The following is a 21,718-nucleotide window of genomic DNA, read 5'->3' on the forward strand; positions in this document are numbered from 1 at the left end:
CGGCGAATGTTCCTACGCCGCCGCGTCGCCCGCCGCCTCGGACAGGAAAGTAAAGACATAGTCGGAGAAGGAACGCCAGCATTCGATCCGGAATGCGTCATCCGCCGTGCGCAACAGCACGATCTCGACCTTGCCCAGAATGGTGCGCGAGGCCGCGCCCACGGGGAAGGCGCCAAGCGACAGGTCCTGCGGACAACCTGAATTGATCGTCGTCGCCGCCGCCGGGCCGGTGACCGACATGGCGACGTTGCGATGCGAGATGCCGACCGCCGAATGCAGCGCTGTCACCTTGGCGCAGTCGGCGAGCGGGTCTTTTTCGGCCCCGTCGATGACCAGCCATTCGTCCGGCCCAAGCCACAAGGCCGTGCGCCCGGCCTGAGACGCCGAGGTTTTGGGCTTTCTCGGCAGGGTCACGCCGAGCGCCTTCGAAAGCGCAGCAATCGAAGCGTCCGGCGCGCGCAGCGAAATGCGCTGCGCCGGCGGCAACACAGTAAGCGTTACGCCAACAGCGGAAAGCTCCTGGCCGGCGAGCGCGGCGCGGCGTTCGGCCGGCGGGGCGGCGGCGGTTTTCTTCATGGCAGCCTTAGCCATTGAGGCGCTCCCCCTTCTCGTCGAAGAACACCATGCCGGTGATCTCCACCTCGATCGTTCCGTCAGGCATCGGCACATAGAGCGTCTCGCCCATCCGGTCGCGGCCGCCGGCAACCAGAGCCAGCGCGATCGAGCGGGCGCAATTTTCCGACCAGTAACTGGAGGTGACATGGCCGATCATTTTCATCGGGATCGCCTGCTTCGGATCCTCGACGATCTGCGCGCCTTCTTCCAGCACCACCTTGGGATCCCTGGTCTTCAGGCCGACAAGCTGCTTGCGGCCCTTGGCGACGAGGTCCGGCCGCGCCATGCCCCTGATACCGACGAAATCGGTCTTCTTCTTGCCGACCGCCCAGTCGAGACCGGCATCACCAGGCGTCACCGTGCCGTCGGTGTCCTGGCCGACGATGATGTAGCCCTTTTCGGCGCGCAGCACGTGCATCGCCTCGGTGCCGTAGGCACAGGCGCCGTGCTTCTGGCCTTCGGCCCACAGCGCTTCCCAGACGGCCTGGCCGTAATCGGCCGGCACGTTGACCTCGAAGCCGCGTTCGCCGGTGAACGACATGCGGAACAGCCTCGTCGGCACGCCGCAGATCCTGCCCTCGCGCACCGACATATGCGGCAGCGCCTCGTCCGACATGTCGATGCCTTCGACCAGGGGCGCGATGATGTCTCGTGACTTCGGCCCTTGCACGGCGATGACCGCCCACTGCTCGGTGGTCGAGGTCAGCCAGACATTGAGATGCGGGAACTCGGTCTGGAGGTAATCCTCCATATGGTTCATGACACGCGGCGCGCCGCCCGTCGTCGTCGTCACATGGAAGCGGTCCGGCGCCAGCCTGCCCACCACGCCGTCGTCATAGATGAAACCGTCCTCGCGCAGCATGATGCCATAGCGGCAGCGGCCGGGCTCCAGTTTCTCCCATGGATTGGTGTAGAGCAGTTCCATGAATTTCGCCGCATCCGGGCCGACCACCTCGATCTTTCCCAAGGTCGAGGCGTCGAACAGGCCGGCTGTCTTGCGTACGGTGACGCACTCACGATCGACGGCGGCGTGCATGTCCTCGCCCGCCTTTGGAAAATACCAGGCGCGCTTCCACTGGCCGACATCCTCGAACACCGCGCCTTGGGCTTCTGCCCAGGGGTGGATCGCCGTCTTGCGGGTCGGATCGAACAGCGGACCCCGCGCGTGTCCGACGATCGAGCCGAAGGTCACAGGCGTATAGGGCGCCCGGAACGTCGTCAGGCCGACTTGCGGGATCGGCTTGCCGAGCGTCTCCGCGGCAATGGCCAGGCCGTGCATGTTCGAGGTCTTGCCCTGGTCTGTCGCCATGCCGTTGGTGGTGAAGCGCTTGACGTGCTCGATCGAGTGCATGCCTTCATGCACCGCCTGGCGGATGTCCTTGGCGGTGACGTCGTTCTGGAAATCGACAAACGCCTTGACCGTCGTACCCGTCCCGGCGCCGGGCGCCGCACCCAGCATGCCGCGCGACCAGCTCTCGCTGGCGTCGACCTTCGGCTTGGTTTCCTTGACCGCGCTGGCGCCGGCATCCTTCGCTGCTTTGGCGCCCGCCGCATAGGCTTCGTCGATCGTCGCCGACAGCCCATCGGTGCCGTTGCAGGCGCCGACGGAGACGCAATCCTGCGCGTAGGTGCCGGGCACGAAGCGCTTGGTCTCGTCGTTGAAGGCGACCTTGCCGCGCGACTGCGAGAACAGATGCACCGACGGCGTCCAGCCGGCCGACATCAGGATCGCGTCGACGGGAATCCTGCGCTCGCCGCCGCCATTCTTCGGCTGCACGGTCATCGACGACACCCGCAACTTGCCGCCGGCGCGGATCACCGCGCGGCCGAAATTGACCTCGATGCCGAGCGCCCTCGCCTCGTCGATCAGCTGTCCGGTCGGATTGTCGCGCAGGTCGACGATCGCCGCCACGCCGACGCCCGCCTTCTTCAGGTCGATCGCCGCCGCATAGGCGGAATCATTGGCCGTATAGACGCCGACATTCCTGCCGACCGCGACGCCGTAATGGTTGAGATAGGCGCGCGCCGCCGACGCCAGCATGATGCCCGGCCGGTCGTTGTCGGCAAACACCATATGCCGCTCGATGGCGCCCGTCGCCAGCACCACCCGTTTGGCGCGGACCTGCCACAGCCGCTCGCGCGGCAGCTCGCGGCCGGGGTTTTGCAGATGGTCGCTGACGCGCTCGACCAGCCCGACGAAATTCTGAGCGTAATAGCCGAAGGCCGTGGTTCGGGAGAGAACGCGGACATTGTCCATGGCCTCGAGCTTCGCGACCGCCGCCTGCGCCCAGGCAAAACCGCCCTGCCCCTCGATCTGCGCGCCGCTCTCGAAACGCAGGCTGCCGCCGAAATCCGCCTGCTCGTCGGCAAGGATGACGCGCACGCCGGTCTCGGCCGCGGCAAGCGCGGCGGCGATGCCGGCGGCACCGCCGCCAAGCACCAGCACCTCGCAATGGGCAAAGCGCGCCGAATAGTGGTCGGGGTCCGGCTGGTCGGGAGCGATGCCAAGGCCGGCCGCCGCCCGGATCTTGGGTTCGTAGAAGGTCTTCCAGGCGGCCTTCGGCCACATGAAGGTCTTGTAGTAGAAACCGGCCGAAAACAGCGGCGAGGCGATGTCATTGACGGCGCCGACGTCGAAGGAAAGCGAGGGCCAGCGGTTCTGCGACTGCGCCGTCAGCCCGTCATAGAGCTCCTGCACGGTGGCGCGGACGTTTGGTGTCTTCCTGGCTGGGTCGCGCTTGATCTCGACCAGCGCATTGGGCTCTTCCGCGCCGGCCGACAGGAAGCCGCGCGGCCGGTGGTATTTGAACGAGCGGCCGACCAGATGGACGCCGTTGGCGAGCAGCGCCGAGGCCAGCGTGTCGCCCGCGACGCCGATATAGGACCGGCCGTCGAAACTGAAGCGGACCGTCTCTGCCTGCTTGAGGCGCCCAGCGCCGGGAATACGGAACGCTGCGATCATTTGGAGGCTCCCGGCAGCGTCGCGGGCTTCGGCTCGCCGGCCTTGTAGGTCATGATGAATTTGTCGCTGACGGTGTCGCGCACGGCATTGAAGAAACGCGCGCAGCCATGCATGTGCCGCCAGCGCTCATAGATGATGCCTTTGGGGTTCGAGCGGATGAAGAAGAACTTTTCGAAGTCGTCATCGGTCTCGCCGGCCATGTTTGCCGAACGCGCGATATGCGCCTCGCCGGCGTTGCGGAACTCGAGTTCCGGACGCTCTTCCTCGCAATAGGGGCAGCGGATGAGAAGCATGGTTTTCCTACAGTTCGCCGTGGCCGACGCGGGCGCCGGCCGGTTGATCGCAAAGCCTCTGGCCTAATATCGCGAAGGGCGCGACGAGCCGGATGCGCTCCTCGACGCTTGCCGCGGAGCGAAAAAGCGCGCGGTTCGCCATGTTGCCGATGGTGAGCTGGATCGGATCCGTCGTGACGATGACGCCGCGCGGCCCGAATGGCTCGTCCTCTTCCAGATCGGATGGCCGGCGTTCAAAGAAGGAGACGATCTTTTGGCCGCCGCTCCAGACGCAGGCCAGAATGCCGCCGTCGACGGAAAACGGCCATTCCGCCTCGTTTTCGGCGCGGCTGATCGGCTGTATGCGCACCTCGTCCGGCGACGGAAAATGGAACAGGCCTTGCTCCCCCGCGAGCATCAGCGGCACGGCGACAGCTATCTCGGCCATCATCAGTGCGCCACCGCCGCCGCCGCCGCCTCGTCGATCAGGCGGCCGGTGCGGAAGCGCTCGATGGTGAAGGGCGCGTTGATCGGATGGGGATCGTCTTTTGCGATGGTGTGGGCAAAGACATGGCCCGAGCCTGGCGTCGCCTTGAAGCCGCCCGTACCCCAGCCGCAATTGACGTAGAGGCCGGGCACCGGCGTCTTGGCCAGGATCGGCGAGCGGTCGGGCGTCACGTCGACGATGCCGCCCCACGAACGCAGCATCTTCATGCGCGTGAATATAGGGAACATCTCGCAGATGGCGTCGAGCGTGTGCTGGAGGATATGCAGGCCGCCGGTCTGCGAATAGGAGACATATTGATCGGTGCCGGCGCCGATGACCAGCTCGCCCTTGTCGGACTGCGAGATGTAGGCGTGCACGGTGTTCGACATGACCACGCAAGGCACCACCGGCTTGACCGGCTCCGACACCAGCGCCTGCAACGGATAACTCTCCAGCGGCATGCGCACGCCGGCCATGTTCATGATGACGGACGAATGGCCGGCGGCAACGACGCCGACCTTTTTGGCGCCGATGAAACCGCGCGTCGTCTCGACCCCGGTAACCGCCCCGTTCGGCGCCCGCTTGACGCCGGTGACTTCGCAATTCTGGATGACGTGGACGCCCCGCGCCGAAGCGCCGCGCGCATAGCCCCAGGCAACGGCATCGTGACGCGCCGTGCCGCCGCGGCGCTGCAAGGCGGCGCCCACCACCGGGTAGCGGGCCTCCTTGGAGATATTGAGCGGCGGGCAGAATTCCTTCGCCTGCTCCGGCGTCAGCCATTCATTGTCGATGCCGTTCAGACGGTTGGCATGGACGTGGCGTTTCAGGACCTGGACGTCGTGGACATTGTGGGCGAGCATCATGACGCCGCGCGCCGAATACATGACGTTGTAGTTGAGCTCCTGGCTGAGCCCATCCCACAGTTTCAGCGCATGATCGTAGATACCGGCGCTCTCGTCATAGAGATAGTTGGAGCGGATGATGGTGGTGTTGCGGCCGGTGTTGCCGCCGCCGAGCCAGCCCTTTTCCAGTACCGCGACATTGGTGATGCCATGCACCGTGGCGAGATAATAGGCGGTGGCCAGGCCATGCCCGCCGGCGCCGACGATGATGACGTCGTACTCCTTCTTCGGCTCCGGCGAGGACCACTGCTCCTCCCAGCCCTTTTGACCGCGCATGGCCTCCCGGGCGATGGCGAATACCGAGTATTTTTTCAACGTTCTGGCCTCGCAGATGGCGGCCGGGCATCCAATCGAGCCCCAGCGCGCGAGGTGTATCACTAGCGAAACAGCGCTGCCACCCTTGCGCTGTTTGCGACGGCGCTTGCCGTTTTGCGCCGCGACAAAAAAGCCGCATCGGAAGTGCCGAACGATCAAGCCCTGGCGCGCGGTCTGCGCAGGTATCGGGTGGCTCGCGCCGCCTCGATCTGCGACGACGCATCCGATTGCCGGCAAAGCTGGCGCGAAGAAAGGGATGCAGGAAATGCTAGCACTCGCCAACAAGGTCGCCATCGTCACCGGCGCCAGTTCCGGTATTGGCCGTGCCACCGCGAAGCTGTTTACCGAACAGGGCGCCAAGCTCGTCGTCGCCGCGCGCCGCCAGGCGGAGCTTGACGCGCTTGTCGGTGAAATCGATGAGGGTGCGGCAGTCGCCCTGGCCGGCGACATCAGGGATGAGGCCTATGCCAAGGCCCTTGTCGATCTTGCGGTGAGTAGGTTCGGCGGTCTCGACATCGCCTTCAACAACGCCGGCTCCGTTGGCCAGATGGGGCCGGTTCCGGACATGTCGCTGAAGACGTGGCACGAGACCATCGACATCAATCTGACTGGCGCCTTTATCGGTGCGAAATATCAGGTGCCGGCGTTGCTGGAGCGTGGCGGCGGCTCGCTGATCTTCACCTCCAGCTTCGTCGGCCGCACCGCCGGCATGCCGGGCATGGCCGCTTATGCCGCGGCCAAGGCCGGCCTGATCGGGCTGACGCAGGTTCTGGCGGCCGAATACGGAGTACAGGGATTGCGTGTCAACGCACTGCTGCCCGGCGGCACCGACACGCCGGGCGCGACGACGACCACGCCGGAAGCCCGGGCTTTCGTCGAAGGCATCCACGCCCTGAAACGCATGGCGCAGCCGCAAGAGATCGCCCGCTCGGCGCTCTATCTGGCGTCCGATGCATCGAGCTTCACCACCGGGACGGCACTGTTCGCCGATGGCGGCGTCTCGATCAGCCGGACGTGAGGTAACTTTGATCCGGGCGACTTTCCACTCTTCTGACACCGACGGAACGAGAAGATCGACGCCCGTTGCGCAGAGATCCGATCGTGCCATAATGCGTTCGCATGACCCACCATATCGGCATCGTCGGATGCTCCGCCGAAGGGGCTGCACTCTGTTACAAGACGATCTGCATCGAGGGAGCTCGCCTCCTCGGCCGCCATGCCCATCCCGAAGTCTCGATGCATACGCACTCGCTGGCCGATTACGTGACGTGCCTCGACAATGACGATCTGGACGGGATTGGCGAGCTTATGCTTTCCTCGGCCCACAAGCTCGCATCCGCCGGCGCCGATTTTCTCATCTGCCCCGACAACACCATCCACCAGGCCATGCACTATGTCGAGCGACGATCCCCGTTACCTTGGCTCCACATCGCCGAAGTCGTTGCACAGGAAGCAGCGGCGCGCGGCTATCGTCGCCTTGCCATCACGGGAACGCGATGGCTGGTGGACAGTGAAGTCTACCCTTCCAAGCTCTCGGACCATGGTCTGCACTTCCTGCGGCCATCCGAGGAGGAGCGCGACGCGATGGATCGCATCATCATGGCGGAGCTGGTCGGCGGGATCTTCAAGCCGGAAGGCGTTCGCTATTTCCAGCAGGTCATAGAGCGGATGAAAGGCGAAGACTGTGATGCGGTCATACTTGGCTGCACGGAGATACCGCTGATCATAAACAACGACAATTCACCGCTTCCAACGCTGGATTCCACCCGGCTGCTCGCACGAGCAGCTCTCCAGCGATCCGTGACGGAGTATGCCTGACTTCGGCGTTGGCTGCTCTCAAATGAGGGCGCGTTGACGCGCATGCAGGTTTCTGCCTAGCATGCAACGTCATGAACATAGCAATGGTACTTGTCGTGGTAGCAGAGCGCATGGGCAGGATGGCGTAGCCATCCTGCGAAAGCCCATGCGCGGTAAGCAGGCTCCTGACGGGGCCTTTTTTATGCCCGGAGTTGGGCCGCGCCTCGTCAGACTTTCACAATCCACTGACAAGACGGCCAAAACCATGATGGACGACAATCCCGTTCAGACTTTGTGTGCTCAAACGGGCCCGACGCCTGCTCCGCCCCGGCTAACCACTCTCATCCTGCTTTCGGCACTCGCGGTGCTGCCGGTGAATATGATCCTGCCTTCGCTGCCGAACATTGCCGCGACGTTCCAGGCGGATTTCGCGATCGTCAACCTTTCGGTTGCCGGCTATGCGATCGCCACCGCCCTGACGGAGATCATTGCAGGCGCAATCTCGGACCGGTATGGGCGCAGGCCGGTGGCGTTGGTGGCAATCTCCATCTTCATTGTCGCGTCCATTGGCTGCGCTCTGGCTACCAGTATTGGTGTTTTCCTCCTGTTTCGAGCGATGCAAGCGTCGATTGCCGCCTGCTTTTCCATCGCCATGGTGGTGATCAAGGAAACATCCGGTGAACACCAAGCCGCGAGCAAGATCGGTTACCTCGCCATGGGATGGGCGATCGCACCAATGCTCGGGCCTCTGTTTGGCGGGTTGGTGGACGAGTTGTTCGGATGGCGGGCGATCTTCGTCGCCTTTGCGATCCTCGGCGCCGCTATCCTTGCTTTGTCCTTGCGCGATTTGAAAGAAACCGCCGCGCGCTCGTCGAGATCGAACGGGAACCATCTTGCCTCATACGGGCAGCTCCTGAGTTCGGCGCGGTTCTGGGCTTACACCCTGTGCATGGCCTGCTCCATGGGAACCCTTTATATCTTCCTGGGAGGGGCACCGCTGGCTGTCGAAAACTCGCTCGGCGGATCATCTGCGAAACTGGGCCTCTACATGGGAATGATCCCGGCGGGCTTCATCCTGGGCAGCTATTTGGCTGGCCGCCATGCCTCTCGGCTCGCGCTGAACACCAGCCTTATTCTTGGGCGTCTCCTGACTTGCATAGGGCTGTCGGTTGGCTTGATCCTGTCCATGTTGGGCGTCACCCACGTTCTTGCGTTCTTTGGGCCGTGCATGTCCATCGGCATAGGCAATGGTTTGACCATGCCCGCCGCCAACACCGGCGTGCTGTCCGTGCGCGCCGACCTCGCCGGCACGGCCGCGGGGCTGGCCGCCGCAATGACAATCGCCGGCGGAGCGCTCATGGCCTCTGTCGCCGGTCTGTTTCTTGCGCAGCCCGGTGCAATCCACGCGCTGCTCGGCATGATGCTGATAGCGGCATCGCTCGCGTTGCTGGCGGCGCTTTACGCGGCTTTCGTCGATCGGCGTGCTTCCAAGCCGGGTTCCTAGCGGGCGGCTCGCGCGTCACCACTTGCTGAAATGATGTAGCCCTGACGATCCATCGGAAGGTCACGTCCGCTGCGGACATCGGAACAGATCCAGAAACTCTTGGCTCGGTTCAGCTTTTCAAGGGCAATTGACCGATGCAGTATGAACCATCAATGCAACCTCCGGATCGCTGACGTGTTGGAAATCCCGGAAGATCGATGCGAGCGCCATCGCCTGTTCAAGGTTATCGACGATGCCTTCAAGGCCGGCGATTTCGAAACCCTCGGTGTGGCTCTCGGCGGGTCGCCGCGCTGGTTCGACGAACGCATGCCGTTTGAGCTCGGCCTTGGCCATCCGCTGGAGTATGCGATCTACTGGAGCCCCATCGCCTTCGTCTCGGCGCTGCTCGATGCCGGCTCGAACCCGAACTACACGGATCATGCCGGCTTTCCTTCGATCATCGCGGCGCTGTCCACCGAGCGCGCGGACAGGCACGAGATCATCAGCATCCTGCTCGATCACGGCGCCGACGCCGACATGCGCGGCGTCAACGACGGGACGCCGCTTCACTACGCCGTGGCGGTGCGCGACGCCGAGGCGATCCGCCTGCTGCTTGCCGCCGGTGCAGACCCGTCGCTCGAAACCCGCATCGACGATTATGCGACACCACTCGAGGGCGCCGAGAATGCTGGCTTCGAAGCCGGCGCCTCGCTCCTGCGTGAGGCGATGAACAGGCGAGACGGCATTCAGCTGTGACGGGCGCAAGCGATGGCCGATTTCGGTCGCAACCTTAGACCTTCGTCAACCCGGCCTTGAAGCGTTTGCCGTTGGCGACGTAGTGCGCGGCCGAAGCGCGCAGCCCTGCGAGCGCGGCATCGTCCAGTTCCCGCATCAAACGAGCGGGCGAGCCGATGATCAGCGAATTGTCGGGGAATTCCTTGCCTTCGGTGACCAGGGCGCCGGCGCCGACCAGCGAATTCTTGCCGATTTTCGCGCCGTTCAGCACGATGGCGCCCATGCCGACCAGGCTGTTGTCGCCGACCGTGCAGCCATGCAGCAAGGCGCGATGGCCGATCGTGCAGCCATGCCCGATGGTCAGGGGAAAACCGACATCGGTATGCATGACCGTGTGTTCCTGCACGTTGGTGTCGGCGCCGATGACGACAGGCTCGTTGTCGCCGCGAATGACGACACCGAACCAGAAGCCCGCGTTGCGGCCGACCCTGATATCGCCGATCAAGCTGGCGTCGGGCGCGATCCAGTTGCTGTCCGCGTCCTCGAAGCCGGGGGCTTTTCCGTCGATCGCATAGAGCGGCATCTTTCGCCTCCGAATCGTCTCATGCTGAAAAATCGGCCGACCCTAGGAGAATGCCTGCCTCAGACGCAATGTCGAGCAGCACGACGCCCAACGCCAATGCCCAGATCGTCGCGGTGCAACCGCAAGAGATCAGCGCCGGTGCGGAAATGCGGCCTTGCCGCCAAGCGTCAAGCGCTTCGTTGGCGAACATCAAGGGGCCGGCGCATGCCGTGGCGACCAACGAGCGCAGGATGTGCGCCGGCGACACATAGGGCTCGACAAAAGCAAGCCGGCGGCCCGATATCAGCTCCATCGCCGATCCGGCCAGGCCGCACGCCGTCAGCCCAAACAAAAAAGCGAAGAGTGTGTGTTCGAGCGGAGCCATCTTTACCTTCCATTTACCATGAAATCGCACAGTCGTGTACGGTAGGGCGCGATGCAAGAGCCGCGCCGCGCCACATGTGCCGCTCAGGGACACCCAAGGGGGACACCACGGGGACGCCCAACGGGGATATCTTGGGACAGGCCGCCGACAGGGGATCGCGATGAAGCAGGCAGCCACCGTCCACGGACCGCAACTCAGTGTCGTCGATTCCAAGCTGATGAAGCGGGTGTTCTACGTGTTTTCGGCGCTGGCCGTGCTTTCGATAGCGATTAGCGTTGGCGGCAAATGGTTCGGCCGCTCGATCGCCATGGCCGGATACACCGACGACACGACGATCCACGAGATCGTGATCGGCAACAATGTCGTCGCCGTGCCCGCCAATGTCATCCGCTTCGACCAAGCCCGGCGCGACGGCATCGCCTCGCGCCTCGACCTCTATCTGCGCTATCCCGAAATGGACGGTTACAGCGAGGCCGCCCGCGACGATTTCAACCACACTGGACCCAGCAAGGACATCATCTTCCTGTCGTTCGAACGGCAGATCATGTCGCGTGACATGAGCGGCCGCTTCGCGCCGATCTACAGCTCATTGATCGTCCAGCCCGGCACGCCCGGCCCGGGCGGCACGACGCTCTACGGCTTCACCGAAAAGTCAGGCTATTTCAACGAGGTTCTGGCGGTCGGCAATCGCCGGGGCAAGGACCCGTTCGTGGCCCGTTGCCTGAGCGGCCCAAGTGCTGCGCAATCGCTGGCGCCGTGCGAACGCGACATCCTGCTCGGCAACGAGCTCAGCCTCACCTACCGCTTTCCCAGGGAGTTTCTGGAGGACTGGCAGGCGCTCGACGCAGCCATCGCCGCCGAGGCCGCGCGTATGCTGAGGACAGAGCGCTAGAGCTTGATCTATCCGATCAGGATGAATCTATATCTTATTGTTTTAACATAATATTTTCCTATTATCCAAAATCCTACCGCGCTTTCGTTATCCTAGGGCGGAGCGACGCGAAGCGGAGCGCAGACCCCAGGATCCAATTCCGTGGTACCAGCCGAAGAATGCAGCCGATCAAACGGCGCTTGTGTGCGCAAGGCGCCAGCTACCCTTCAACCATGATCCGGAGTGGTTCGAGCTTTTCGCGGAACGGGTAGCAGCGTTCGGTTCTGGTCCGCTGAGCACTGCCGCCACGTAACGGCATGGATCCCAGGGTCTGGGCCGCGTCGCTTCGCTCCTTGCTCCGCCCTGGGATGACGAAGTGAGAGGAGCATTCGGCCAACCCTAGAGGTTTGCGATTTGCCACTGAGATTGGTCGCCAACCAGCCTGCAGCAAGGCAGGCCAGATCAGCCGCAAGAGTCCCGGCTCAGGCCAGATCGATGTCGAGGATCGCCATCGAGAAATTGTAGTCGCCGTCGTCCTCGTCCTTGAAGACGATGCCGAGGAACTCGTCGCCGACATAGACTTCGGCCGAATCTTCCTTGCGCGGCCGCGCCTTCACTTCAAGCTTGGGATTCTGGAAGACGCGCTTGAAATAGGCGTCCAGCTTTCTGATTTCGTCAGGCTTCAAAGTCTTCTCCGATCGTCGGTCTTGCTCGTTTGAACGCGCTTCTGGCACGTCGACAATGGCGATGTAAAGGCAAGCCGGCGACAGAGCCAGGGTAATCGCTTCAGGGTTGCGCTGCCCCTTGTATCTGCACCTTAGGGATTTTGTGCGATGAAAGCGACTAAGCCTCGAACAGGATGACCCATCCGGTTCGAGGGTCGGCGAATCCCCCGATCGCCTGACCTCAGATATCGAAGCTGACGACGTGGTCCATCGTCTGCGACGGCAAAAGCTGGTCCATCTGCCGCGAAGGCTGGTCGCAGCCGGTCTCGCCGACGACGCGGGCCGGTACGCCGGCAACCGTCTTGTTGTGCGGCACCGGCGACAGCACCACCGAGCCTGCCGCGATCTTCGAGCAATGGCCGACTTCGATGTTGCCGAGGATCTTGGCACCGGCGCCGATCAGCACCCCGTAGCGGATCTTGGGATGGCGGTCGCCGCCGGCCTTGCCGGTGCCGCCCAGCGTCACGCCGTGCAGGATCGACACGTCGTCCTCGATCACCGCCGTCTGGCCGACGACGAGGCCGGTGGCGTGGTCGAGGAAGATGCCCTTGCCGATGCGGGCGGCCGGGTTGATGTCGGTCTGGAACACCGAGGACGACCGGCTCTGCAGGTAGAGCGCGAAATCCTGGCGGCCCTGGTTCCACAGCCAATGCGCCAGCCGGTGGGTCTGAATGGCATGAAAGCCCTTGAAATAGAGCACCGGCATGATGAAGCGGTCGCAGGCCGGATCGCGGTCGTAATAGGCCTGGATGTCAACGCGAACCGTTGCCGCCCAGTCCTTGTCGTCGGCTGCCATCGCCTTGAAGGTCTGGCGGATGAGATCGGAACCTATGTCCTGATGGTCGAGCCGCTCGGCCAGCCGATGGATGACTGCTTCCTCCAAGCTTTCCTGGTTGAGGATGGTCGAATAGAGGAACGCCGCCAAAAGCGGATCGCGGTTGACCGCCTCCATCGCTTCGTCGCGGATCGAGCGCCAGATCGGGTCGATCGGCTTCACCATGCTGGGGCGGGCAATCGTAACGCTGTTCATCGATGATCTCCGGCCATCTAACGTCTCCGGCTTGGCGGCTTGCCTATTCTCCGGCCGCTTAATGCGCATCGCGATCAAAGTGCTTCAGGCGATGCGCATCAAGTGTCTGTTTCGAGCATGTCGTTGTCCCAAAACCGCTGCGCACTTTTGGGCGACATGCTCTATAAGCCAGATCATAGCACGGTTGAACTCAATTTTCCTTAGTGCTTCGTCAAATGGTTTTGGTTCACGGAAATTCAAGCGGCCATGGAAAACGAACCCTTGATCGACGAGCCGCTGAAGCGCGAGCTTTCCGCGCTCTATCGGGCCGAAGGCCGCCACTATCACAACCTCGCCCATATCGGGGCCATGCTGGCGCTGGCCGGCGACTATCGGGCATCCTTGCGCGACCCCGAGGCGGTCGAGGCGGCGATCTGGTTCCACGACGCCATCTATGACAGCCGGGCCAAGGACAACGAGACCAGGAGTGCCGCCCTTGCCGGGAAAAAGCTCGCCGGCCGCACCGATCAGCAGCGCCTCAGCCGCGTCACGGCGATGATCTCAGCCACCGCGACGCATGAGTTGCCGCAATTTGGCGACGGGAATGCCCTCCGTGACGCAGCCCTGTTCCTCGACATGGACCTGGCGATCCTGGGTGCGGCGCCGGATGCCTTCGATGCCTATGAACAGGCGGTCCGCCGTGAATATGGCTGGGTGGAGGAGCCGATGTGGCGTACTGGCCGCAGTGCCGTTCTGAAGAATTTCCTCGCCCGCCCGCATATCTTCCACACCGAAGAATTCCGGCAGCGTTTCGAACCGCAGGCCAGGCAAAACATGGCGCGGTCGCTGAAGGCGCTTGGAGTGTGACCTGACACAGGGGATTTGGCTCTTTGACTGAGCCTGAAGGCACTGTCGACGGTCACTAGCGATCGGCCGCGGGAACCCTTCCTTCTCCCCTTCTTCTTGTGGGAGAGGCGCACCTACACTCAAAGCGGATTTTCGGCATAGAACTCCAGCACCCGCTGCTTGAAGGTCTTGTCGCCGACGGCCAGCATATGGTCGCGGCCTTCGATGTGAAAGGCCCTGGCGTTCGGCATCAAGGCGGCGAGTTCCTCGGGCGAACCGCCGATATCGTCCTTGGTGCCGACGGCAATCAAGGTCGGTTGGGCAATGCGCGCAATGTCGGCCTCGGCCAGCAATTCGCGCGAGATGGCGATGCATGCAGCCAGCGCGCGGCGGTCGCTGCGGGTCTGGTCGGCGAAGGCGCGAAACGAGCGGCCGCGCGGATGGCTGGTGTTCTCGGGATCGTCGGCCAAGAGGGCGGCGGCGATTGGATCCCAGTCGCCGACGCCGTCGACCATGCCGATACCGAGACCGCCGAAGACCAGCGTCGCCACCTTGTCCGGGTCGGAAAGCGCCAGGAACGCCGATATTCGCGCCCCCATCGAATAGCCCATGACATGGGCGCGTTCGATGCTGAGATGGTTCAGCAACGCTGCCCCGTCGGAAGCCATTCTTGCGGGCGTATAATCGGCCTCTCGATAGCTCTTCGACGAGGCGCCATGGCCGCGATTGTCGAAGGCGATGGCGCGGTAGCCGGCATCGTTCAGCGTCTTGAACCAGCCGGGCGACACCCAGTTGACGTAATGGGTCGAGGCAAAGCCGTGGATCATGAGCACCGGATCGCCCTGCCCCGACGCCGGCTGGCGATCGAGGAAGGCAAGGTCAAAACCGTCATGGGAGAAAAATTGCACCGGCGGCTGATCCTCGTCAGTCGGCGCCGGCGCCCGGCGCCGTGCCGATTGCCGGGTGGCGCAGCAGGTCGCCGTCCTCGATGCCGCCCTTTGCGGCAGTGCCCGCCTTGAGCTCGAGCACGAAGCGAACCGGCTCGCCGGGCGAGATCATCGCCTCGGATTGCGGCTCGCCTTGCTTGATCGCCCGGATCTTGCCGTCCTGGCCGACGAAGATCAGGTCGAGCGGCATCGGCGTGTTCTTCATCCAGAAGCCCACATCCCGAGGCGCCTCGAACACGAACAGCATGCCATGATCGTCGGCCATCTCCTCGCGAAACATCAGGCCGGCCGCGCGCTCGGCGGAGGTGTCTGCTATTTCGATGGAAAACGAGCGCTCACCGGATTTGGTCACCGCGACAAGCGGCTGCGGATCGACGGGAAGGATCATCGCCCGGCCGTCCGCCGAAGCCGGTTGCTGCGAATGGAAGAAAGCGCTCGTGGCGACGATAAAGGCGACCGCGGCGCAGACCACGCCGGTTGTCAGCCAGTTCCTGTGGGTCATTCAAAATCCTCGGCCGGAAATCGTCCTAGACCATGATTCCAAAAAGTGGAACCCGGTTTTTGTTGCGCTGACCTGCGGTTCGGAAAAGGTCATGGTCAGGCAAAAGCACTAGAGTCCCATCCCGATTCGATCGGGATGGGCCTAATGCGAGACCGGCAAGGTGCCCACATCCGGGTGAATTTCGGCTGCCATAAGGCCTTTGTCGCCGCGCCCGAAGCGGACCAGCACGACCTGTCCCGGCCTGAGCTCGGTGATGCCGTAGCGGCGCAGCGTCTCCATATGGACGAAAATGTCCTCGGTGCCCTCGCCCCGGGTCAGGAAACCGAACCCCTTGGTGCGGTTGAACCATTTCACCAGCGCCCGTTCGAGGCCGCTTTCCGGCGTCACCGAGACATGGGTGCGCTGATCCTGCATTTCCGCCGGATGGACCGCCGTGGTGACATCCATGGAGAGCACACGGAACGCCTGCAATCCGCGCTCGCCATGCTTGACGAGGCAGACGACGCGGGCACCTTCCAGAGCGGTCTGGAACCCGTCCTTTCGAAGACACGTCACATGGAGGAGAATATCGCCGGAAGAGCCGTCATCGGGAAGAATGAAACCGTAGCCCTTGGCCACGTCGAACCATTTGATGGCGCCCGCAATCTCGACAAGATCGGCCGCATCGCCGCCCTCGTCTCGATTCAACGCGTTACCGGTTCCGTCCCGCCCCATGAAAGAGGCTTTTTCCCCCATAAGAACGCCCCCCTTTTTCCAAGAACACCGCAACTGATTCTTGACGTCAGATTAACACTGCGGATTCCGGTGTGTGCAAGACCTGACGTGCCTTTTTTCACGGTTCATTGCGGGAATACCGGATTTGTTGTTTGCCGGCACGACCGGTTATCGGCAATTGCCCTTTGGCCGGGTGGCCCCTATGTTCCGCCGCAACGCAACATTTTCGAGGAAAATCACATGCGCTACCTCCACACCATGGTCCGCGTCGCGGACATCGACGCGTCGCTCGATTTCTACTGCAACAAGCTTGGCCTCAAGGAAGTGCGCCGCCACGAAAACGAACAGGGGCGCTACACGCTGATCTTCCTCGCCGCTTCCGAAGACGAGCAAAGCGGCATCGCCGACAAGGCGCCGCTGATCGAGCTCACCTACAATTGGGACCCGGAAGACTACAAGGGCGGCCGCAATTTCGGCCACCTCGCCTATGAGGTCGACGACATCTACGCCACCTGCCAGCAGCTGATGAACAAGGGCGTAACCATCAACCGGCCGCCGCGCGACGGCAACATGGCCTTCGTCAAGTCGCCGGACGGCATCTCGATCGAGCTGTTGCAGAAAGGCCCGGCCAAGGCCAAGGCCGAGCCCTGGGCATCAATGGCGAACACCGGAAGCTGGTAGCCGGTCACATTATCGGTAGCGGGTACGACCAAGCCGGACACCCCTGGCGTTTCGCAAAATCGCGCCTATCTGTCCGGCCATCGCGCCTGCCGCCGAGATTGGCGTATCTGCTGCCCCGCTGTTCAACGCAGCAGCGCTTGATGGTCATGGCATGGATCCTAGCGTCTCCGCGACGTCGCTTCGCTCCTGCTCCGCCCTAGGATGACGAAGCGAGAATGTCTCGGCCAATCTCCAAGGTCTGTGATTTGCCATCAACCGCCCCCCGCTACGCGGCAACGCAACTGCTCACTCCAACATCCGCGATTGGCGTCAAGCCACCACGACTTCATCATGAGGGCGTAGCGACGCGAAGCGGAGCTTGCGCGCCCATCTCCGGGTCAACCTCCGCGGCCGGCCATCTCCAGCAGCGCCAGCACCGTGCGCCAGTTGCGCGCGGTGCCGGGCACTTTCAGCGTCCGTGGGATAAGGTTGGCAAACACCGATTTGCCGAGACCTTCCGGTGCGTGCAGGTAAAGCACGTCGCCCCTGATCTCGAAGCGTTCGGGACCGGTGCATTTTTCGGCCAGCCGCGCGATCTCCTCGCCAGTTGGCGCGCGTTCCAGCGCGAAGGCGTGGAGCTTGGTGGGCTCCCCGGCGACCTCCGGATAGGGATTTTCTACCACCAGACGCTCGAACCAGCCGAGATCGCGCACCATGATGCGCGAGTGAAATCCCCATTTCTCCTCGAAGGCCGCTTCCAGCTGTCTGGTCAGCGTGGCCGCAGCGCCCTTTGCCGACCGGAACACCACATTGCCACTCTGCACGTAGGTGGCGACGTCGACAAAGCCGAGCTGCTCGAAGAATGCTCTCAGTTCCGCCATCTTGACGATGCGGTTGCCGCCGACATTGATGCCGGAAAACAGCGCAACGAAGGTTTTCGCCTGGGCACTCATATTCGGACGCTCATATGATGAAGCCGGCCAGCGTCTCGTTGTCGGTGATGTCCTGATACTGGACGCCCTCGGCCTCGAAATTGGCGTTGAGCAGCTCGAAATTGCGGCGGTCCTTGGTTTCGATGCCGATCAGCACCGAGCCGAAATTGCGCGCCGATTTCTTCAGATATTCGAAGCGGGCGATATCGTCTTCGGGCCCCAGCATTTCGAGGAAATCGCGCAGCGCGCCCGGCCGCTGCGGAAAGCGGATGATGAAGTACTTCTTCAGCCCCTCGAAACGCAGCGCCCTCTCCTTCACGTCCGGCAGCCGCTCGAAATCGAAATTGCCGCCCGAAACCACCGCCACGATGGTCTTGCCCCTGATCTCCTTCTTCGAAAAATCCTTCAACGCGTCGATCGCCAGCGCGCCGGCCGGCTCCAGAACGACACCTTCGACATTCAGCATCTCGATCATGGTCGCGCAGAGCCGGTTTTCCGGGATCAGACGCACCGCCTCAGCAGCAAACGCCTTGAGATGCCGCAACGGTTCGCGGCCGATCTCGGCCACCGCCGCGCCGTCGACGAAATTGTCGACCCTGGCGAGCTTGATGCGCTTACCGCTGGCAAGGCTCTCGCGCAGGCTTGGCGCGCCGGCCGGCTCGCAGAAGACGAAGCGCGTTTCGCGGCGCTGGTCGGCGAAATAATGCGTCACACCAGCGGCCAAACCGCCACCGCCAACCGGCAGCATGACGATGTCGGGCATGCGCGCGCCAGGCATCTGGTCGGCGATCTCAAAGGCAACGGTCGCCTGCCCCTCGATGATGTCCTTGTGATCGAAGGGCGGCACCATATGCGCGCCGGCGCTTTCGGTGAATTCGAAGGCGGCGCGGTAGCAGTCGTCAAAAAAGTCGCCGACCAGCCTGATCTCGACGAATTCGCCGCCGAACAGCCGCGTCTTGTCGATCTTCTGCTGCGGCGTCGTCACCGGCATGAACACCACGCCCTTTTTTCCGTAATGACGGCAGACGAAGGCAAAACCCTGCGCGTGGTTGCCGGCGGAAGCACAGACGAACAGCTCGGCATCGTTGCCGGCTTCGAGAGCCTTGCGGAAGAAATTGAAGGCGCCCCTGATCTTGTAGGAGCGCACCGGCGACAGATCCTCGCGCTTCAGCAGCACGCGCGCCCCGGTCTTCTTCGACAGGTAGTCGTTTTCCTGCAGCGGCGTCTCCGGAAAAATCCGGCGGATCGCAGCGGCGGCGGCAGCGACACGGGAAGAAAAACTGGTCATGGCAAGAGCACCCCGGATCGCATGTCGTGTGTGGGCAACGCAGCGTGCATCTGGCTTGCCACGACGCGATGGCCACCAAACCTAGCACACGCCGCGTGTTTTTGATCCCCGCCTATTGCACATCCGCACGTGCTCGGCATCCGTCTCAAGACCCTCTCCAACATCCTGGCCTTCCTGCCGCCGTTCTGGCTTTCGCGCAACAGTGCGACAGCTGTCGCGAGGCGCTGACCAAATTTCAGCTGAACACGACTTACTTCTGCCGCACTTCGGCTGTCCGGGAGGGGTCGCGGAGGTTGGATAGGCCCTTCGGCCGGAGTGGAATGTCAGAGTTGAAGAAGATTTGCATCCTTGTCCTTGCCTTGCTCGTTGCCGGCTGCGGCGGCCGGCAAACCGAGGAACTGCTGGGCAGCGCCATGGTGTCCGCGCCGGTGACGGAAATCGCCGGCAACCACTCGATCTTCATCGCCACGACGCGCAAGCGCTCCGACGACCCCAGCAAGGTTTTCGACCGCGAGCGCTCGGCCACGCTGAACTATGCCCGCGCCAATGTCACCGTGCCGGGAATCCACGAAACCGGCCGAATCGAGCGGCGCTCGCGCGGCAAGTCGAACGACCCGGCCAAATACTTCATGGCGTCCGATGTCGTCGGCTACGACACCGCGCCGCAATTCTCCAGCGCGCTCAGCGCCGACATCGCCGCGCGCGGCGGCCGCGTCATGGTCTTCGTCCATGGCTACAACACCGGCTTCGATGCAGCCGTCTACCGCGTCACCCAGATCGCCCATGATTCCGGCTACCCGGGCACGCCGGTGCTGTTTTCCTGGGCGTCGGGCGCCAAGACCAGGGATTATGTCTACGACAGGGAAAGCGCCAGTGCTGCCCGCGACCAGCTGGAAGTGACGCTGAGGATGCTGGCGCAGACCGGCGCGCGGCGCATCGACATCGTCGCCCATTCGCTGGGAACCTGGGTCACCATGGAAGCGCTGCGGCAGCTCGCCATCAACGGCGACCGCGATCTCAGCGGCAAGCTTGGCGACGTGGTGCTGGCCTCACCCGATATCGATGTCGACGTGTTCAAGAGCCAGATGCGCCGCTACGGCAAGCCGAACAAGCCCTTCATCCTGCTGCTGTCCGACGACGACCGGGCGCTGCGGCTCTCCGGCCTGATCGCCGGCTCGCAGCCGCGGGTCGGCGACTACAAGGACGCGGCCGACCTCGCCGATTACGGCGTGAGCGTCGTCGATCTCTCCAGCGTCAAGGGATCGGATCGCTTCAACCACACCAAATTCGCCGACAACCCCGAGCTGGTGAAGATGATCGGCCAGCGGCTGCGCGAGGATGACGGATTTGCCAGCGACCGCGAGGTGACCGACCGCATCAGCCTGCTCGAGCAGTAAGGTGTTCGTCGTGCGTGTTCACGATTGCAGCGGCGTCGGTTCATTTTGAACTGGACCGGACCGGGCCGTGCCTCTATCGAGATGGCCAAAGGCGTCATACGGTTGACGTCCCTTCGGGAGCCTGCGTGACCGTGTTTCCGAAGATTTTCCTCGTCGTTGCGCTCGCGCTCGCCGTCACCGGCTGCGCTGGCCGGAAGACACACGATCTTCTCAACACGGCGGCTGTCACGGTGCCTGCCTCCGACATCGCTGCCACGCATAAGATCTTCGTCGCCACCACCCGGAAAAAGGCAACGAAAGCTCCGAGGCAAGTGTTCGACGGTGACCGTTCACCGACCACCAGTTTTGCCAGTGTCGAGGTCACCGTTCCGAAGGTCCATCAGGTCGGCGCCATCGAACGGGCCAAGGGCTCCGCCAACAGCAATCCGGCGAAGGACTTCACCGCAACCGAGGTCACCTTCTACGAAGGCGCCCCGCAATTCGCCAAGGCGGTCGGCGCCGACATCGCCATGCGCGGCGATCGTGCGCTGGTTTTCGTGCACGGCTTCAACAACGGCTTCGACGACGGCATCTACCGGCTGACGCAGATCGCGCACGACACGAACTATTCCGGCACGCCGGTGCTGTTCTCATGGGCGTCGAGCGGCAAGACCACCGGCTATATCTACGACAAGGAAAGCGCCAACGCCGCGCGCGACGATCTCGAAGAGACCCTGCGCATGCTGGCCAAGACGAAGGCCAAGAGCATCGACATCATCGCCCATTCGATGGGCACCTGGGTGACGATGGAGGCGCTGCGCCAGCTTGCCATCACCGGCGACCGCGATCTCGACGACAAGCTGGGTTACGTCATCCTTGCCTCGCCCGATATCGATGTCGACGTGTTCAAGAAGCAGATGATCCGCTATGGCAAGCCAGACAAGCCTTTCGTCATCCTGCTTTCGGGCGACGATCGCGCCCTCAGGCTCTCCTCCCTGATTTCCGGCGACAAGCCGCGCGTCGGCGACTATGGCGATGCGGCCGACCTCGCCAGCTATGGCGTGTCGGTGGCCGACCTGACCAAGACCAAAGGCGGCGACCGGCTGAACCACGCCAAATTCGCCGATAACCCGTTCCTGGTGCAGTTGCTCGGCGATCGGCTGCGCGCCCCGGCCGGCCTGGCATCGGAAGAAGCCAATCCGGCGCAGCCGATCGACAATCTCGGCCAGGGCATCGGTAAGGCCGTCGGCTCCGTCGCCGAGATCGTCATCACCACGCCGTTCAAGGTGCTGACCATCGCCACCGGCGGATGAGGGCGTGGGTTCGCGCCTTG

23 protein-coding genes are annotated in these 21,718 nt (G+C 63.2%); 9 read left to right on the top strand and 14 right to left on the bottom strand.

What is annotated here, in order from left to right; all coding sequences use genetic code 11:
* Window positions 1-12: 12 nt before the first annotated feature.
* Genes AC0NID_RS23630 through AC0NID_RS23650 form a run of 5 tightly spaced genes read right to left on the bottom strand, consistent with a single transcriptional unit; the run spans window position 13 to window position 5,553 of the window.
* Window positions 13-591, bottom strand: a complete 579-nt coding sequence (locus AC0NID_RS23630) for a sarcosine oxidase subunit gamma (protein WP_473453168.1) — start codon at window positions 589-591, stop codon at window positions 13-15.
* Window positions 584-3,577, bottom strand: a complete 2,994-nt coding sequence (locus tag AC0NID_RS23635) for a sarcosine oxidase subunit alpha (RefSeq protein WP_473453167.1) — start codon at window positions 3,575-3,577, stop codon at window positions 584-586. The genes AC0NID_RS23630 and AC0NID_RS23635 overlap by 8 nt, the downstream gene beginning before the upstream one ends.
* Entirely contained in the window at window positions 3,574-3,870 is a 297-nt protein-coding gene (locus tag AC0NID_RS23640) for a sarcosine oxidase subunit delta (protein ID WP_473453166.1), read from the bottom strand. The genes AC0NID_RS23635 and AC0NID_RS23640 overlap by 4 nt, the downstream gene beginning before the upstream one ends.
* Window positions 3,871-3,877: 7 nt before the next feature.
* Window positions 3,878-4,300 (bottom strand): hypothetical protein, encoded by a 423-nt coding sequence (locus tag AC0NID_RS23645; protein WP_473453164.1) that lies wholly within the window; start codon window positions 4,298-4,300, stop codon window positions 3,878-3,880.
* Window positions 4,300-5,553, bottom strand: coding sequence for a sarcosine oxidase subunit beta (locus AC0NID_RS23650; RefSeq protein WP_473453163.1), 1,254 nt, complete (start codon window positions 5,551-5,553; stop codon window positions 4,300-4,302). Before AC0NID_RS23650 ends, AC0NID_RS23645 begins: the two co-directional genes overlap by 1 nt.
* 265 nt (window positions 5,554-5,818) lie before the next feature.
* On the opposite strand from AC0NID_RS23650, the gene AC0NID_RS23655 reads away from it, so the two are divergent.
* The 4 genes from AC0NID_RS23655 to AC0NID_RS23670 all read left to right on the top strand — a co-directional run bounded on the left by AC0NID_RS23655 (window position 5,819) and on the right by AC0NID_RS23670 (window position 9,589).
* Window positions 5,819-6,571, top strand: coding sequence for an SDR family oxidoreductase (locus AC0NID_RS23655; RefSeq protein ID WP_473453328.1), 753 nt, complete (start codon window positions 5,819-5,821; stop codon window positions 6,569-6,571).
* Window positions 6,572-6,672: 101 nt separating this feature from the next.
* Window positions 6,673-7,371, top strand: a complete 699-nt coding sequence (locus AC0NID_RS23660) for an aspartate/glutamate racemase family protein (RefSeq protein WP_473453161.1) — start codon at window positions 6,673-6,675, stop codon at window positions 7,369-7,371.
* Window positions 7,372-7,615: 244 nt separating this feature from the next.
* Window positions 7,616-8,854 (top strand): MFS transporter, encoded by a 1,239-nt coding sequence (locus AC0NID_RS23665; protein ID WP_473453159.1) that lies wholly within the window; start codon window positions 7,616-7,618, stop codon window positions 8,852-8,854.
* A 174-nt stretch (window positions 8,855-9,028) separates the two neighbouring features.
* Window positions 9,029-9,589 (top strand): ankyrin repeat domain-containing protein, encoded by a 561-nt coding sequence (locus tag AC0NID_RS23670; RefSeq protein WP_473453158.1) that lies wholly within the window; start codon window positions 9,029-9,031, stop codon window positions 9,587-9,589.
* 34 nt (window positions 9,590-9,623) lie between these two features.
* Here AC0NID_RS23670 and AC0NID_RS23675 read toward each other — a convergent pair whose 3' ends face one another.
* Window positions 9,624-10,151, bottom strand: a complete 528-nt coding sequence (locus AC0NID_RS23675; protein WP_473453157.1) for a gamma carbonic anhydrase family protein — start codon at window positions 10,149-10,151, stop codon at window positions 9,624-9,626.
* Window positions 10,152-10,170: 19 nt separating this feature from the next.
* Window positions 10,171-10,515 carry a DUF6949 family protein gene (locus tag AC0NID_RS23680; protein WP_473453155.1) on the bottom strand — a complete coding sequence of 115 codons (345 nt, stop codon included), beginning with the start codon at window positions 10,513-10,515 and terminating at the stop codon, window positions 10,171-10,173.
* 160 nt (window positions 10,516-10,675) lie between these two features.
* Here AC0NID_RS23680 and AC0NID_RS23685 point away from each other — a divergent pair, with 160 nt between their 5' ends.
* Window positions 10,676-11,407 (top strand): hypothetical protein, encoded by a 732-nt coding sequence (locus AC0NID_RS23685; protein WP_473453154.1) that lies wholly within the window; start codon window positions 10,676-10,678, stop codon window positions 11,405-11,407.
* Window positions 11,408-11,868: 461 nt separating this feature from the next.
* Here the strand turns inward: AC0NID_RS23685 and AC0NID_RS23690 are convergent, their stop codons facing one another.
* A complete protein-coding gene (locus tag AC0NID_RS23690) occupies window positions 11,869-12,072 on the bottom strand; it encodes a DUF3126 family protein (protein ID WP_006200852.1) in 204 nt (67 codons plus the stop codon).
* A gap of 220 nt (window positions 12,073-12,292) precedes the next feature.
* Window positions 12,293-13,141, bottom strand: coding sequence for a serine O-acetyltransferase (cysE, locus tag AC0NID_RS23695; protein WP_145714982.1), 849 nt, complete (start codon window positions 13,139-13,141; stop codon window positions 12,293-12,295).
* 246 nt (window positions 13,142-13,387) lie between these two features.
* Between cysE and AC0NID_RS23700 the strand changes: the two genes are divergently transcribed.
* Entirely contained in the window at window positions 13,388-13,987 is a 600-nt protein-coding gene (locus AC0NID_RS23700) for an HD domain-containing protein (protein WP_473453151.1), read from the top strand.
* Window positions 13,988-14,106: 119 nt separating this feature from the next.
* On the opposite strand, the gene AC0NID_RS23705 is transcribed toward AC0NID_RS23700, so the two are convergent.
* From AC0NID_RS23705 to AC0NID_RS23715, 3 genes are all read right to left on the bottom strand, one after another.
* Window positions 14,107-14,874: an alpha/beta fold hydrolase gene (locus AC0NID_RS23705; RefSeq protein WP_473453149.1), complete on the bottom strand. Its 768-nt coding sequence runs from the start codon at window positions 14,872-14,874 to the stop codon at window positions 14,107-14,109.
* 16 nt (window positions 14,875-14,890) lie between these two features.
* Entirely contained in the window at window positions 14,891-15,415 is a 525-nt protein-coding gene (locus AC0NID_RS23710) for a DUF192 domain-containing protein (protein WP_473453148.1), read from the bottom strand.
* Between the two features lie 141 nt (window positions 15,416-15,556).
* Entirely contained in the window at window positions 15,557-16,150 is a 594-nt protein-coding gene (locus tag AC0NID_RS23715) for a cold-shock protein (RefSeq protein WP_473453147.1), read from the bottom strand.
* 219 nt (window positions 16,151-16,369) lie between these two features.
* On the opposite strand from AC0NID_RS23715, the gene gloA reads away from it, so the two are divergent.
* A complete protein-coding gene (gene gloA, locus AC0NID_RS23720; RefSeq protein ID WP_473453145.1) occupies window positions 16,370-16,810 on the top strand; it encodes a lactoylglutathione lyase in 441 nt (146 codons plus the stop codon).
* Window positions 16,811-17,187: 377 nt separating this feature from the next.
* Here gloA and AC0NID_RS23725 read toward each other — a convergent pair whose 3' ends face one another.
* Both AC0NID_RS23725 and ilvA read right to left on the bottom strand, forming a co-directional pair.
* A complete protein-coding gene (locus AC0NID_RS23725) occupies window positions 17,188-17,742 on the bottom strand; it encodes a DUF1697 domain-containing protein (protein WP_473453144.1) in 555 nt (184 codons plus the stop codon).
* 10 nt (window positions 17,743-17,752) lie between these two features.
* Window positions 17,753-19,009: a threonine ammonia-lyase IlvA gene (gene ilvA / locus AC0NID_RS23730; RefSeq protein WP_473453142.1), complete on the bottom strand. Its 1,257-nt coding sequence runs from the start codon at window positions 19,007-19,009 to the stop codon at window positions 17,753-17,755.
* 320 nt (window positions 19,010-19,329) lie between these two features.
* Here ilvA and AC0NID_RS23735 point away from each other — a divergent pair, with 320 nt between their 5' ends.
* Together AC0NID_RS23735 and AC0NID_RS23740 are read left to right on the top strand one after the other, a co-directional pair.
* Entirely contained in the window at window positions 19,330-20,406 is a 1,077-nt protein-coding gene (locus tag AC0NID_RS23735) for an alpha/beta hydrolase (RefSeq protein ID WP_474033333.1), read from the top strand.
* Window positions 20,407-20,531: 125 nt separating this feature from the next.
* The gene (locus tag AC0NID_RS23740; protein WP_473453138.1) at window positions 20,532-21,698 is read left to right on the top strand and encodes an alpha/beta hydrolase; all 1,167 of its coding nucleotides are present in this window, start codon (window positions 20,532-20,534) and stop codon (window positions 21,696-21,698) included.
* Window positions 21,699-21,718 lie beyond the last annotated feature (20 nt).

It is taken from the genome of Mesorhizobium sp. WSM4821, from assembly GCF_055901555.1.

Excerpts from the sequence above, each read along its gene's own strand:
- AC0NID_RS23630 (WP_473453168.1), bottom strand. The coding sequence starts at position 591 with ATGGCTAAGGCTGCCATGAAGAAAACCGCCGCCGCCCCGCCGGCCGAA.
- AC0NID_RS23635 (WP_473453167.1), bottom strand. The coding sequence starts at position 3,577 with ATGATCGCAGCGTTCCGTATTCCCGGCGCTGGGCGCCTCAAGCAGGCA.
- AC0NID_RS23640 (WP_473453166.1), bottom strand. The coding sequence starts at position 3,870 with ATGCTTCTCATCCGCTGCCCCTATTGCGAGGAAGAGCGTCCGGAACTC.
- AC0NID_RS23645 (WP_473453164.1), bottom strand. The coding sequence starts at position 4,300 with ATGATGGCCGAGATAGCTGTCGCCGTGCCGCTGATGCTCGCGGGGGAG.
- AC0NID_RS23655 (WP_473453328.1), top strand. The coding sequence starts at position 5,819 with ATGCTAGCACTCGCCAACAAGGTCGCCATCGTCACCGGCGCCAGTTCC.
- AC0NID_RS23660 (WP_473453161.1), top strand. The coding sequence starts at position 6,673 with ATGACCCACCATATCGGCATCGTCGGATGCTCCGCCGAAGGGGCTGCA.
- AC0NID_RS23665 (WP_473453159.1), top strand. The coding sequence starts at position 7,616 with ATGATGGACGACAATCCCGTTCAGACTTTGTGTGCTCAAACGGGCCCG.
- AC0NID_RS23675 (WP_473453157.1), bottom strand. The coding sequence starts at position 10,151 with ATGCCGCTCTATGCGATCGACGGAAAAGCCCCCGGCTTCGAGGACGCG.
- AC0NID_RS23680 (WP_473453155.1), bottom strand. The coding sequence starts at position 10,515 with ATGGCTCCGCTCGAACACACACTCTTCGCTTTTTTGTTTGGGCTGACG.
- AC0NID_RS23685 (WP_473453154.1), top strand. The coding sequence starts at position 10,676 with ATGAAGCAGGCAGCCACCGTCCACGGACCGCAACTCAGTGTCGTCGAT.
- cysE (WP_145714982.1), bottom strand. The coding sequence starts at position 13,141 with ATGAACAGCGTTACGATTGCCCGCCCCAGCATGGTGAAGCCGATCGAC.
- AC0NID_RS23700 (WP_473453151.1), top strand. The coding sequence starts at position 13,388 with ATGGAAAACGAACCCTTGATCGACGAGCCGCTGAAGCGCGAGCTTTCC.
- AC0NID_RS23710 (WP_473453148.1), bottom strand. The coding sequence starts at position 15,415 with ATGACCCACAGGAACTGGCTGACAACCGGCGTGGTCTGCGCCGCGGTC.
- AC0NID_RS23715 (WP_473453147.1), bottom strand. The coding sequence starts at position 16,150 with ATGGGGGAAAAAGCCTCTTTCATGGGGCGGGACGGAACCGGTAACGCG.
- gloA (WP_473453145.1), top strand. The coding sequence starts at position 16,370 with ATGCGCTACCTCCACACCATGGTCCGCGTCGCGGACATCGACGCGTCG.
- AC0NID_RS23725 (WP_473453144.1), bottom strand. The coding sequence starts at position 17,742 with ATGAGTGCCCAGGCGAAAACCTTCGTTGCGCTGTTTTCCGGCATCAAT.
- ilvA (WP_473453142.1), bottom strand. The coding sequence starts at position 19,009 with ATGACCAGTTTTTCTTCCCGTGTCGCTGCCGCCGCCGCTGCGATCCGC.
- AC0NID_RS23735 (WP_474033333.1), top strand. The coding sequence starts at position 19,330 with ATGTCAGAGTTGAAGAAGATTTGCATCCTTGTCCTTGCCTTGCTCGTT.